Consider the following 12,714-nt stretch of genomic DNA (forward strand, 5'->3'; position numbering starts at 1 on the left):
GTTCGGGCATCAAAAGAACTACATCTTCTTCGGTAGCGATCATAGTGGTGAGCACGGCACCCTGCTGTACGGTCTGATAGGAACGTGCAAACTCAATGGAATAGACCCGGAGGCTTATCTGCGTCATGTCTTGAGTGTACTGCCGGAGTGGTCTTGTAATAAAGTGGCCGAACTTCTGCCATGGAATGTGGATCTCACCTCTAATTAATCGTCAATACTGCGCTGCCTTTACGCTTACGCTTACGTATTACAGTATTACGCCAGCTTTATAAGTTGGAAAAGAGTATCCGACACCGACCGGTCGATAAAATTCGGCAGTGGCGACAACGGTACTCGAAACCCAGACTGGAGGTATTGTGGGTCTGACTGGCGTGCCAGGTTAAAGCCTGTGCGCCGGGTTCGGCGTTACGCAAGGCTATTAAGTATGCGCTGAATCACAAAATTGCACTTTGCCGGTTCGTGGAAGATGGCGAATTACCGCTGGACAACAACCGATGTGAGAGGGCCATTCGTCCGGTGGTGATGGGGCGTTCGAACGGGCTGTTTGCCGGGTCATTGGCGGCGGGTCAACGTGCAGCAAACATCATGAGCTTGCTGGAGACCGCACGGCTGAACGGTCTTGAGCCGTACGCGTGGTTGAAATCGGTGCTGACGCGTTTACCGGAATGGCCGGAAGAGCACCTGCACGAACTGTTACCCTTCCCCGAAAATACCTTCACGGATTAACCAATTCTGTGTCATGCAGAACCAACCTCTTACGTCAATGTGAGTTCACCGTACTATTACGGTTTAGATGCCATACATTGGACTTTATTTTAGTCAGTCACCGCTGCTCAGATGGGATTCGCTGATGGTCTTTTATCTGGATTACGCGCTAAAGTACTGGTGTAAGGTAAGGAACCGATGAAGGTGTATTACACAATCGTCGCATATAGGATGGGATATTCGCGAAGGAAGAATGTCGGCATCGTCGGGGGGGTAACTACTTTTTGAGAACTATTTGTCCTGCATATGGCCGTCGTGGATTCCGACAGGCTTTTGGGGTCGGATCTCCTCTGTTAAATGCCAGCACAAACATTCTTATCAAGAGGTGAGACTACTTTAAGTAACTCAATACACAGATGATTCATCCTCAATGCTTTTTACCGATATGCCTAATCGCCCCATCCGGGATAGTAATGTGGTACGTTTTAGTCCCAGCTTAATAGCTGCCCCTTTCGGGCCGGCGACTACACCATTGGTTTCTCGTAATACTCGAATAATCCGCGCCCGCTCTGATTCTGAATACTCAGGTTTTTCACTTTCAGCGAATAAGGTTTTAGACATAGCCGACTTGACTACCGGTTTGGCTGCTTCTAATGGCGATAAATGATATTCCAGTTCTTGCAACTGTAAATTCAACGTAGTGCCGCTACTGAGGATCACTGCCCGTTCAATTACATTTTGCAACTCACGAATATTTCCCGGCCAAGGTAATCGACTGAGTAAACGCAAGGTTTCACCCGGGATAGTATCAATGGTGCGGTTCATCCGTTTGGCAATTTTTTGTGTAAAAAATTTGGCCAATAAGGGAATATCGTCAGGCCGTTCACGCAAGGGCGGGATCATAATCGGAAAAACATTCAGCCGATAATAGAGGTCGCTGCGGTATTCGCGACTGGCCATCATTGATTTTAAATCCCGGTTGGTAGCTGCAATCAGCCGCACATCAACCGGGATAATTTTACTGCCACCGAGGCGCTCAATCTCCCGTTCTTGTAATACCCGTAATAATTTAGGTTGCAACTCAAGGGGAATGTCTCCTACCTCATCAAGGAATAATGTGCCTCCATCAGCCATTTCAAAACGGCCAATACGCTGTGACGATGCTCCCGTATAAGCGCCTTTTTCATGACCAAAGAGATCACTTTCCAATAAACCCGCGGGTATAGCAGCGCAGCTCATCTTCACCATGGATTTATTCTTGCGGTGACTCAAGCGATGAATAGCGCGTGCAATCACCTCTTTGCCAGTGCCAGTTTCGCCGAGAATTAAAACGGTGCAATCACTGGATGCCACCATTTTAACCTGTTCCAGTACGGCGTTAATTGCCGGGCTGTGACCAATGATTTCATCAAACTCTTGATGATGTGTGATCAGATCGGTCAGATAGAGATTTTCATTAACCAGTGAATTTTTCAGGCGAGTGATTTCGATATAAGCGAGTGCATTATCAACCGCGATAGAAATTCGGGCTGCTATTTGCTCCAGTAGCTTTAGCTGGCTGTCAGTAAAAATATCACCCTGACACTGTGCCAGTGTTAATACGCCCAGTATTTTATGTCCAGAAATTAACGGCAACAAGTAAACCGCCTGCAAACCATCATCCACGATATTGGCCAGTTGTTTATCATCCGCAGCCAGCAAGGGAATATCGACCAGATCCACCCGTAATAACGTTTTGCTGTGTAAAACCTGCTGAGCCAAGGTACCGGTCATGTCCATCCATACCTGCTGATGCTGCACTGGCTTTCCAGCCTGATAGTGGCTAGAAAAGACATTTAGCTTATGTTTATCCACATGAGTACCACATATGGCTAAGCTGATGTAGTCAATGTGGAAAAAACGGTGTATTTCTTTCGAAACTTGTTCTGCTAAAACGTCCAGCTTCAGTTTAGAAATAACCGTATTAGTGACATCCACTAATATCCGATGGTGATCCCGTTCTAAGCGCAGTTGTTCACACTCAGCAGATATCCTGTTTATTTCAGTCATATTCTCTACCGCGATGGCAACCGCCTGCGCCAGCATGGTTAAAAATATTATCGCCTGCTCATCAAATTCACTGTCATCGGTTTTAATAAACTCAAGACAACCTGACCAACACTCATCGTGGCCCAAAGAAAAATGACAACCAGACTGTAATCCGCGATAAGGCATTAAATCACTGACGGCAGCAAATTCACGCAGCATGCGACTGCGGTCAGTTTGTACAGCACACTTTTGCTGCCAGGCTAAACCGCCGGGGCCGTCAGCCAAATGAATATTTTGCAACCTGATCACAGCATCAGTGACATCGTCATAGGTGTAGAGTGTAATTTGATTATAAAGCGGATTGAGTAGTAATAAATTGACGCGCTGAAAGTGCACCACAGAAAAGGAGAGTTTCCTGAGTTCGTTGACTAACTCAGTGATATTGCGCAGCACAGCTATTTTCTTGGTTACCTGAAACAGCCTATCTTGCCAGATAGGCGCCAGGGTGGCTTGAGGCATTTTTTTCGCACTATCCATACAGATTGCTCTTAAGCCTGACAATGAGAGGAGGGTTCATCGCCCTGGGTATTTTTATTTATCGCGCCTATTCTGCTGATAGTCATGACGATTAAGGCGCCAGCATTGTGCCAAATTCGAACAAGTTTTGATGCAGCTTAAATGCCAGCGCCAGGTTATGGTGCAAATGCCCGCCTCGGGATTTTGCCAGATAATAATGCAAGTAATCACGATACATCGGATGCGCGCAATTATTAATAATTGCGCTGGCGCGCTGCATCGGCGATAGCCCGCGTAAATCAGCCACACCCTGTTCAGTCACGATAACTTTTACGCTGTGCTCACTGTGATCAACATGGGTACACATCGGCACAATCGTGGAGACTTTGCCCCCTTTGACAATAGACGGGGCCATAAAAATGGATAGATAAGCATTGCGTTCAAAATCGGCGCTGCCACCAATGCCGTTAACCAGCTCGGTACCGCAAACGTGCGTCGAGTTGGCATGGCCATAAATATCAAACTCCAGCCCCACATTCAGGGCAATCACCCCTAAGCGCCGAATGATTTCCGGGTGGTTTGAGATCTCTTGCGGTCGCAGGACAATGCGGTTGGTGAAGAAATCCATATTGTCATAGATTCTTTTTAAGGATGCAGGCGACACCGTCAAACCCGAGGCGCTGACCCCCAGAATTTTTTCCTCTTCTAATAGCGGGACAATCGCGTCCTGCAACACCTCTGAATACATCATAAACGGAGGAATGCGAGGGTTTGCTCCCAGGCGCTTCATTACCGCATTATTGATGTTACCAACGCCACTTTGTAGCGGCAGAAATTCCGGCGGAATACGACCCAATTTGAGTTCACTGAGCAGAAAGTTGACCACGTTATCCGCGATTTGCTCACACAAGGGATTTTCACGGTCAAGGCTGTTACCTGCATCCGGTAACTCAGTTTCTACCACCGCAATGATCTTGCGCGGATCGACCTGCACATAGGGTTGACCCACTTTAGCCAGCGAATGATATATTGGTAAGGCACTGCGCCGGGGTGGGGCATCCAGTGTAATGATATCGGCCAGTTCAGCCACCCGTGGGCTGTGATAATGATTGAGCTCAATGATGATTTTCTTGGCTTTATGCAAAAAAGTCGGCGCATTACCAATGCCGCTGGTGAGGTAAACTTTGCCATCTGCAGTAATTGCTGAGGCCTCAATCACCGCAACATCGATGTCACCAAAGAAACCATAGTTGACCATCTGAGCGACTTCACTCAGATGCAAATCAACGAAACTGACTGTCCCCTGATTGATTTTTTCACGCAACACCGGGGCGGTTTGATAAGGTGCACGCCATGAAAGGGCATCGGCACTGGCCAATTCATCATCCGCTATAGCACTGATGGAGGCCCCGGTCAGTAAGCGAATTTGAAATTCTTTTTGTTGCTGATGATGCGCGATGGCTCGCCTGGCGATGGCCGCAGGTAGCGCCTTCGGTGCCCCTGCGGGGGTGAAGCCACTGAAGACCACCATATTCCTATGCTCAATATATTCGGCGGCTTCATCCGCGTTCATTAGACTAAATAACCCTTTCATAGAGAAATCCTTCGATTGAGAGCGGCTAATGCCCGAGAAAATTGGGTTTACGTTTCTCCATGAAAGCGTTTATACCTTCACAATAGTCCTCACTGTCATAGACCGCGCGCCGCATGCCCTGGATACGCTCAAACTCATCAGAATTCATGGTGTGAGCTTCACCTAATACGCGAATTTCTTCTTTGATAACGGCAATGGCCAGCGGGGCTTTTTCGGCAATAGTATGGGCTAGTCTCAGTGTGAACTCCTCCAGTTCATCAGGAGCAACCACATGGTTAAGGATGCCAACCGCCAGTGCACGCTCAGCTGTAATCGGGTTTGCTGTAAAAATCAACTCTTTGACAATGTGGAAACCGGCATCGCGGATCAGATTGTGGATACCCACCAAATTGTAAGGTACCCCTAAATTCACCGGTGTCATTGAAAAGGTGGACGTATTGCAGGCAACAATAATATCTGAACTCATGATCATTTCGAAAGCGCCCCCCCAGACACTCCCCTCGACCATTGAAATAATCGGCTTAGGATATTTTTGTATCGTGCGGGTAACTTGACGTAACGGATCATCGTAGGAAAGCGGATCACGCCGCCCGGTAGGCAGTTCGTGGATATCATGTCCAGCGGAAAATACTTTTGAACCCTCTGGCGCACGCAAAATAATGCAGCGGATATCAGTGTGATTGAGGTCATGCAGCGCTTGCAATAAATCATCAATAAATACCTTGCTTAAGGCATTGAGTTTGCGCGTGTGGTTAAACTCAATAATGCCAACCTGATTGGCAATCAGCACGTTCACATACTGATAAGACATAATCGTTCCCTTTAATTTAAAATTTTTTGTGTCATAAACTCGGTGACACTATTAACCGCAGCCCGTGGCGAGAGTTGGTTTTGGTGCAACAGTTGCTCAATATGCTGATAGTACTGGCACAGATCTTGCCGCGAGAGCACTAGCCTTAACGCATTACTCTCAATCTGATGGTGCACCCAGTCGATATTCTGCTGCTGACGTAAACGGGCCAGTTGCCCACTGTGGCTCATCACTGACCAAAAACGCAGTAGCGTTTGCCAGACTTCGCCAATACCGCGTTTCTCGAGGGCGCTACAGCTGAGAACGCAAGGTTGCCAGTCGGGATATTTACGCCGAATGATATGCAGGGCGCTGTGGTACATATGTCGGGCAATGTCGACATTGGCATGGTTATCGCCGTCATCTTTGTTGATAACAATAAGATCAGCCATCTCCATGATGCCTTTTTTGATACCTTGCAGGTCATCGCCGGCACCGGCAATCTGCAACGAGAGAAAACAGTCCACCATCTGCGCCACTTCGGTTTCGGATTGCCCCACACCGACGGTTTCAACGATAACCACGTCATAACCGGCCGCTTCACACAGTAAAATCAGTTCACGGGTACATTGGCTAATACCACCAAGGTATCCCCCCGAGGGGACCGGACGGATAAACGCCTGCTCAGCGCGCGACAAATTCAGCATGCGGGTTTTATCCCCCAAAATGCTGCCACCGCTGATGGGGCTACTAGGATCTATGGCAATCACCGCCACCTTATGCCCCTGCGCCAATAGCTCCTCCCCCAACGCTTCCAGAAAGGTGCTTTTGCCTGCGCCGGGCGTACCCGTTATTCCCAGCCGTTTAGCCTGACCGGTATAGGGCATAATACTGTCGATCAAGCGAGCGCTAAGCTCTTGATGACGAGGAAGCTGGCTTTCCACCAGGGTCATGGCCTGCGCCAGAACCGTTCGTTCGCCCTGACGCAAGCGGTGGAAGTAATCGTCCAGGTTGCCTGCATTAATCATGCTGATTACTGATCAATTGCAAAACATCACGCACACTGGCTAGCATCGGCGTTCCCGGCCCATAGATAGCGGCCACACCGCGCTCGCGCAAGAAGGCATAGTCTTGTGGCGGGATAACACCACCCGCCACCACACAGATATCCGCACGCCCGTATTGGTGTAAAACATCAACTAACTCAGGAATCAAGGTTTTATGGCCCGCCGCCAGTGATGAGGCACCGATAACATGCACATCATTTTCCACCGCCAGCCGGGCGATTTCCTGCGGGGTACAAAACATCGGGCTAAGATCAACATCAAAACCCAGATCAGAGTAGGCACTGGCAATCACTTTGGCCCCGCGGTCATGGCCATCCTGACCCATTTTGGCAATCAGAATTCTGGGGCGGCGTCCGTTTTCCTCAAGAAAATATTGGGTTTGCGCCAGTATCTGGTCGAACTCCTGCGCGTCTTTTTCACTCTGATGATAACTGCGCGCAATGACACCAGTGACACATTCACTTGGCACCAGATAGCGGTTAAACTCCACTTCCATTGCATCGGAAATTTCGCCGAGCGTCGCCCGCAGTCGGGCAGCCTGCACCGCAGCTTCCAGTAAGTTTTCATGATGACCAGCCGCATGGCGCAGTTGTTCCAATGCCTGCTGTACGGCCTGGTTATCCCGCTCGGCGCGGATACGTTTTAGTTGGGCAATTTGTTCATCGCGCACTTTAACGTTGTCAATTTCCAGCACCTCAGTGTCAGCTTCGGTCGCTAATTTGTATTTGTTTACCCCGACAATCACGCGTTTGCCTTGATCAATAAGGGATTGCTGATCCGCCGATGCTTCTTCAATCATGCGTTTGGGTAGCCCTACCTCAATGGCTTTGGCCATGCCGCCGACATCATCAATCTGTTGGATAATGGTGCGGGCTTGCTTGACCATTTGGTCAGTGAGTGACTCGACAAAATAGGAGCCCGCCAACGGGTCAACAGTTCGGCAAATGGCAGACTCTTCCTGAATGATAATCTGTGTATTTCGCGCAATGCGCGCCGAGAAATCAGTTGGCAGGCCGAGGGCCTCGTCAAAGGCATTGGTATGTAGCGATTGAGTGCCGCCGAGGGTTGCGCCGAGAGCTTCGATAGTAGTGCGGATAATATTATTGTAGGGATCTTGCTCAGTCAGGCTCCAGCCGGAGGTTTGGCAGTGAGTGCGCAGGGCCAGTGATTTGGGATCAGTGGCCCCAAACTGACTTACCGCCTCACTCCACAGATAACGGGCGGCACGCAACATGGCAATGTTCATAAACAAGTCCATGCCAATGCCAAAAAAGAAGGAGAGGCGCGGAGCAAAATCATCGATATTTAAACCGGCACTCAAAGCCGCTTTGATGTATTCAATACCATCCGCGATAGTAAAGGCCACTTGCTGCACACAGTTCGCACCCGCTTCTCCCATATGATAGCCACTAATACTGATGGTGTTAAAACGCGGCATATGTTGCGAACTCCAGGCGATGATGTCTGAAATAATGCGCATAGAGGGCTTGGGCGGGTAAATATAGGTATTGCGGCATAGATATTCTTTCAGAATATCATTCTGAATGGTGCCGGTGAGCAGCGCAGGAGCGACACCTTGCTCTTCAGCGGCAACAATGTAAAACGCCATAATCGGCAATACCGCGCCATTCATGGTCATCGAGACTGACATTTTATCCAGCGGAATTTGGTCGAACAGGACTTTCATATCTTCGACTGTATCAATCGCCACACCCGCTTTCCCTACATCACCGGAAACGCGCGGATTATCCGAGTCATAACCACGATGGGTTGCCAGATCAAAGGCCACAGAAAGCCCTTTTTGTCCCGCGGCCAGGTTTCGACGATAAAAAGTATTTGACTCTTTGGCGGTTGAAAAACCGGCATATTGGCGAATGGTCCAGGGCTGGGCAGCATACATGGTGGCCCGTGGCCCCCTGACGTAAGGTGCGATGCCAGGGAGTGACCCTGTCACTTCCAGTCCATCCAAATCACTGGCGGTATACAGCGGTTTTATCGCAATCCCTTCAGGGGTGCTACTGACGATATCGTCAATATTTTTACCTTGCCGACTGAGTTCTTTATTAGCGAGTTTTTCCCACTCACGGATATTGACCATTTATCTTGCTCCGGTAATTCTCCTTTTAACTACAGGAGATTACAGTAGAATTTTTTTCAGCTCATGCCATGCCGTCTGCGCATTGGCGTTATACTCCCGGCCCATGAACCGGGAGTAAATAAAATAATCAACCTTGCTATAAGATAAGCGAATGAACACCACACAGTAAGCAACGTTATTTTTGCACTTCCTTACTTTCTAATAAAATTAAGGAAAAATTTGATACTACCTTTAGCGGTGTAATCAGCAATTTTTATTTATAAGTGCATATATTAAATGTAATAAAATATAATCTTGAAGATGTTGATATCATTGAAACGTTTTTCAAAATACCGTCAATCATCTTTGATGATAGATATTCCGCCTCCATTATGGTCTCACCATTCGGGTTTATAAGTCACGGAGTAAGGGCACTCTTCTACAGAAGAATACATATCATTCATAAATTGTTGCATCATAAACTGTATTACAGTGCTATCAACAGGAAGGGTGGCAGACGCCTTATCAAGTGGTGACACAGTCAATTCTTCATTCTGAGCTAATTTTATGTAGTTTAATGGGGTAGAAGAAATCTCATTAATTGTCATATCAACCTCCTGAAACATCATTATCAAACTGCTCCCCACCACAGACTATTTTTTCATAAATTAATATTTTCGCCATAAATTACTAACAATTAGCTTACATGCATTGCTCATTTATATATATTAATGGGGATATCATAAAATAAAAAACCATGCATGCTGATATAATTGGTTTAAAACATAAAAAATACAATCAGGTTATTACCTGATATACAGTCTTATACTTACCTTACTCATTCAATCATAAATTAAAAAAAACATGAAGTTAACTACGGAAATAAGTTGAGAATATTCGGTGATTTTAGACCATTGTGTTCCCAGTGTGGGGAAATAGTCGCTGAGCGTTATCTGCAATACGGCTTTAAGAAGCTATTTCAGGTGCTGCGCAGGCAGGGTCATCGCTGGAATCATCAGTGCGTTCACCGGATTTATTGTCTACTGAAATTAAATTTTCGTCGTAAGGGAAAACGACGTCTGCCGGTACGAAATCCGGTACCACTGGCGACGCCTGGGCAGTTGAATCAGAACGCGTCAATCGATTTTATGCATGATACGCTGGCATGATCTAGGACGTTCAATGTTGTGGATGACTTTAACCAAGAAGCTCTAGCCATTGAAATTGATCTGAATATTCCGGCACAAAGGGTCGTACGGGTTTTGGACAGGTTCGTGGCAAATAAGGCACTGTTACATGTAGCGACCTGCGTTTATAAATGGTCGAACCTGCATTTATCGCACTTTTTCAACCCACATTAGTTGCAACCAACAGAAGCACCAAACCCACAATAGCTGCAAATGAGCCTGCATTTATCCGAACCAACCTGCATTCCATTTTTGCCAATCCACATTAGCTGCAAATCAAAAAACTCATCTGCAGTTGTAGGCAACATTGGCAGAGGAAAATCGGTAAAAATTAAATAGGTAACCCCGCCGCCAGCCCCGTGTTTTACGAGTAACGGGCAGATGAATGTGCGGGGGATTGAGCTGGCTAACGTAGGTATGCAGACCTATTTCGATATCGAGTTTTTGGGCCCATTTCAGCATGGGTATTATATTGGTGACACAACCAAAGAATTTATCGGGCAATGTGCTGCCATTCGCAGTTGGACAGAATGTGCTATTGCTCAGCGATCCATGAGAGCCTGTACGAAAAGTGGCGTAGCTGCACTGCAGCCCCGCTCACATCGTCAGTGAAATCTATTGATATAGATGACTCGTTCTAAAAGTTGTATTTAACCCCTAACATCGCCGCAGTATCGCTGTAGCCTTTGTTGCCAATTTGCCCCACAGATTGACTTGTTTATTAATCTGACCTTCGATACCCATCTTCAACTCGGCAATATTGGCTGCGCCTTCTTGTTTCACGGTGATACCGTCCATATTGGTGCCGAAATCCCGGGTGTTATGTATCCAGTTGGCTTCAATAAACGGCTGGAATTCACGGTCTTTACCTTTATCTTGCTCAGCATAACCGCTCATAAAGGCTTTCACGCCCAGGCGGGTCTGGATATTTCCCTCACCGTCGCCAGAAATATTCGTGCCATTGGCTTCAGTATGGTCATCAGCTTTCACCCCCATCCAAGCCACCTGTGCTTTTGGTTGGATAAAGTACTGGGCATTTTTAGCCGTATTTTCACCGATTTTAAAGGTGTAGCCACTTTCTACAGAGGCTGTCACCCCTTGGGATTTGTACTCTTCTGTCACTAAATCCTGACCGTTAACGGTGTTATTAAACCAGCTGTATTGCGCCCAGCTGTCCACATACCAACCCGACTTATCGGCATCATTCGCATACCAAGTCCCATACACGCCGGTACTGTACCCGTCTACAGACGCACGGGCACTGTAACCTGATAAGCGAGATTCGGTTTTACTTTTGCTGTTACCGTAACCGGCCATTATCCCCAGATGAAAACGGTCTATCTCGTTATGACTCCACTGCGCAATGTCGCCACCCAGTTGCAGGACATAACGGTTAGATTGCGTCCCCAGTTGGTCCTGGGAATCACGTGACCGGTTATGGCCACCCTCGTTACGCAACCACAGGCTGGTGACTTTCTTTTCATCGGTCAGTGCATCGATATACTGGGTTTCACCCCAGGGCTTACGCATTAAAATGAACTTGTGTTAAATCAGTATACTCAGAATATAAATTGCTAAATTTAGTTGAGAGTATTTTGATGAAAGGACTAATTCAGTCATTTGCCGATTTCCCTGATCCCCGGCGTCAGGGGCGAATACAGCATCGATTTATCGATGTGTTAATCATCGCTGTCAGTGCCGTTATCGCCGGGGCAGACTCCTGGACGGATATCGCCAGCTATGGACGGTCCAAAGACGACTGGCTACGGACGTTTCTCAGATTAGAGGCCGGTATTCCTTCCCATGATACTTTTCGCCGCGTGTTCACCCTTCTTGACCCGGAAACCTTCGAACAATGCTTCTATGAATGGGTCCGTGGATTCTTTTTGGCTCTGGACCGGGAAGTTATCGCGATTGATGGAAAAACCGTGCGGCGGTCATTTAATAAAGCAATAAAACAAGGCCCTTTACATATTGTCAGCGCTTTTGCTACCGAACAGGGTATCAGCCTCGGGCAGTTGGCTGTGGATGGAAAGTCTAATGAAATCACGGCAATTCCTGAACTTTTGAGCCGATTGTCATTGAAAGGCAATATCGTCACTCTGGATGCAATGGGATGCCAGCGGGGCATAGCACAAAACATCCTCGACCAGCAGGCAGATTATATATTGGCCCTTAAAGGTAACCAGAGCAAAAAGCATAAGGCAGTGGTGGCATTCTGCCACACAGAGTGCCTGAGCTATCCCTCTTCAATTAAACCCACCTATGACGCTTTCGATGACCGCCATGGGCGTACGGTACGGCGTCGTGGCTGGGTTATTCCTGTTACAGACAGATTGAGTGACTTACACGACTGGCCCGGAGTGCAGAATGTTGTGATGGTAGAAACTATCCGCAGTGTTCAATATGTCAAAGGGGTAACGTCTGATTTACGTTATTATTTAAGCAGTTGTGCTGATGCGCCTGAAATACAAATAGCGGCAGTGAGAAAACATTGGGCGATTGAAAATAGCCTGCACTGGGTACTGGATGTGACGTTCAGAGAAGATGATTCACGCATACGCGAGCAGGTGTCGACGCGAATGTTTGCGCAGTTGCGTAAGATGGCGCTGAATATCGTGAAACGGGATAAAAGCAGCAAGATAAGTCTTCGTGCACGTCGTAAAAGTGCAGGATGGGATAATAGCTATATGGAGGCATTATTATTTAATAACCACCCATAAAAAATTGGTTTAATTAACGACAAGTTT

At 47.4% G+C, this 12,714-nt stretch carries 8 protein-coding genes and 4 pseudogenes; 5 read left to right on the plus strand and 7 right to left on the minus strand.

Annotated elements, in window-relative coordinates; translation table 11 throughout:
- The first annotated feature begins 10 nt into the window (after nt 1–10).
- Both A6J66_000695 and A6J66_000700 read left to right on the plus strand, forming a co-directional pair.
- Nucleotides 11–208 (plus strand): annotated as a pseudogene (locus A6J66_000695) (IS66 family transposase).
- 56 nt (nt 209–264) lie between these two features.
- Nucleotides 265–726 (plus strand): annotated as a pseudogene (locus A6J66_000700) (IS66 family transposase).
- 384 nt (nt 727–1,110) lie between these two features.
- Here A6J66_000700 and A6J66_000705 read toward each other — a convergent pair.
- The 6 genes from A6J66_000705 to A6J66_000730 form a co-directional block, all read right to left on the minus strand.
- The gene (locus A6J66_000705) at nt 1,111–3,270 is read right to left on the minus strand and encodes a hydrogenase (GenBank protein ID PNM27236.1); all 2,160 of its coding nucleotides are present in this window, start codon (nt 3,268–3,270) and stop codon (nt 1,111–1,113) included.
- Nucleotides 3,271–3,361: 91 nt separating this feature from the next.
- A complete protein-coding gene (locus A6J66_000710) occupies nt 3,362–4,843 on the minus strand; it encodes an acetyl-CoA hydrolase (GenBank protein ID PNM27237.1) in 1,482 nt (493 codons plus the stop codon).
- Between the two features lie 25 nt (nt 4,844–4,868).
- Nucleotides 4,869–5,654, minus strand: a complete 786-nt coding sequence (locus A6J66_000715; protein PNM27238.1) for a methylmalonyl-CoA decarboxylase — start codon at nt 5,652–5,654, stop codon at nt 4,869–4,871.
- 11 nt (nt 5,655–5,665) lie between these two features.
- Nucleotides 5,666–6,661 carry a methylmalonyl Co-A mutase-associated GTPase MeaB gene (locus tag A6J66_000720; GenBank protein ID PNM27239.1) on the minus strand — a complete coding sequence of 332 codons (996 nt, stop codon included), beginning with the start codon at nt 6,659–6,661 and terminating at the stop codon, nt 5,666–5,668.
- Nucleotides 6,654–8,798, minus strand: a complete 2,145-nt coding sequence (locus A6J66_000725; GenBank protein PNM27240.1) for a methylmalonyl-CoA mutase — start codon at nt 8,796–8,798, stop codon at nt 6,654–6,656. The genes A6J66_000720 and A6J66_000725 overlap by 8 nt, the downstream gene beginning before the upstream one ends.
- A gap of 377 nt (nt 8,799–9,175) precedes the next feature.
- Nucleotides 9,176–9,385, minus strand: coding sequence for a hypothetical protein (locus tag A6J66_000730; protein ID PNM27241.1), 210 nt, complete (start codon nt 9,383–9,385; stop codon nt 9,176–9,178).
- Between the two features lie 333 nt (nt 9,386–9,718).
- Here A6J66_000730 and A6J66_000735 point away from each other — a divergent pair.
- Nucleotides 9,719–10,063 (plus strand): annotated as a pseudogene (locus A6J66_000735) (IS3 family transposase).
- A 282-nt stretch (nt 10,064–10,345) separates the two neighbouring features.
- On the plus strand, nt 10,346–10,576 hold the full coding sequence (locus A6J66_000740; GenBank protein PNM27242.1) for a hypothetical protein: 231 nt from the start codon (nt 10,346–10,348) through the stop codon (nt 10,574–10,576).
- Nucleotides 10,577–10,601: 25 nt separating this feature from the next.
- Here the strand turns inward: A6J66_000740 and A6J66_000745 are convergent.
- Nucleotides 10,602–11,494, minus strand: a pseudogene (locus tag A6J66_000745) (hypothetical protein).
- Nucleotides 11,495–11,562: 68 nt separating this feature from the next.
- Here A6J66_000745 and A6J66_000750 point away from each other — a divergent pair.
- Nucleotides 11,563–12,687, plus strand: a complete 1,125-nt coding sequence (locus tag A6J66_000750; protein PNM27243.1) for an ISAs1 family transposase — start codon at nt 11,563–11,565, stop codon at nt 12,685–12,687.
- Nucleotides 12,688–12,714: the final 27 nt, after the last annotated feature.

This window comes from Yersinia enterocolitica (assembly GCA_002082245.2).
Classification (GTDB): domain Bacteria; phylum Pseudomonadota; class Gammaproteobacteria; order Enterobacterales; family Enterobacteriaceae; genus Yersinia; species Yersinia enterocolitica_E.

Bases quoted from the DNA above. Each gene is read 5' to 3' on its own strand.
- A6J66_000705 (PNM27236.1), bottom strand. From the start codon at position 3,270: ATGGATAGTGCGAAAAAAATGCCTCAAGCCACCCTGGCGCCTATCTGG.
- A6J66_000710 (PNM27237.1), bottom strand. From the start codon at position 4,843: ATGAAAGGGTTATTTAGTCTAATGAACGCGGATGAAGCCGCCGAATAT.
- A6J66_000715 (PNM27238.1), bottom strand. From the start codon at position 5,654: ATGTCTTATCAGTATGTGAACGTGCTGATTGCCAATCAGGTTGGCATT.
- A6J66_000720 (PNM27239.1), bottom strand. From the start codon at position 6,661: ATGATTAATGCAGGCAACCTGGACGATTACTTCCACCGCTTGCGTCAG.
- A6J66_000725 (PNM27240.1), bottom strand. From the start codon at position 8,798: ATGGTCAATATCCGTGAGTGGGAAAAACTCGCTAATAAAGAACTCAGT.
- A6J66_000730 (PNM27241.1), bottom strand. From the start codon at position 9,385: ATGACAATTAATGAGATTTCTTCTACCCCATTAAACTACATAAAATTA.
- A6J66_000740 (PNM27242.1), top strand. From the start codon at position 10,346: ATGAATGTGCGGGGGATTGAGCTGGCTAACGTAGGTATGCAGACCTAT.
- A6J66_000750 (PNM27243.1), top strand. From the start codon at position 11,563: ATGAAAGGACTAATTCAGTCATTTGCCGATTTCCCTGATCCCCGGCGT.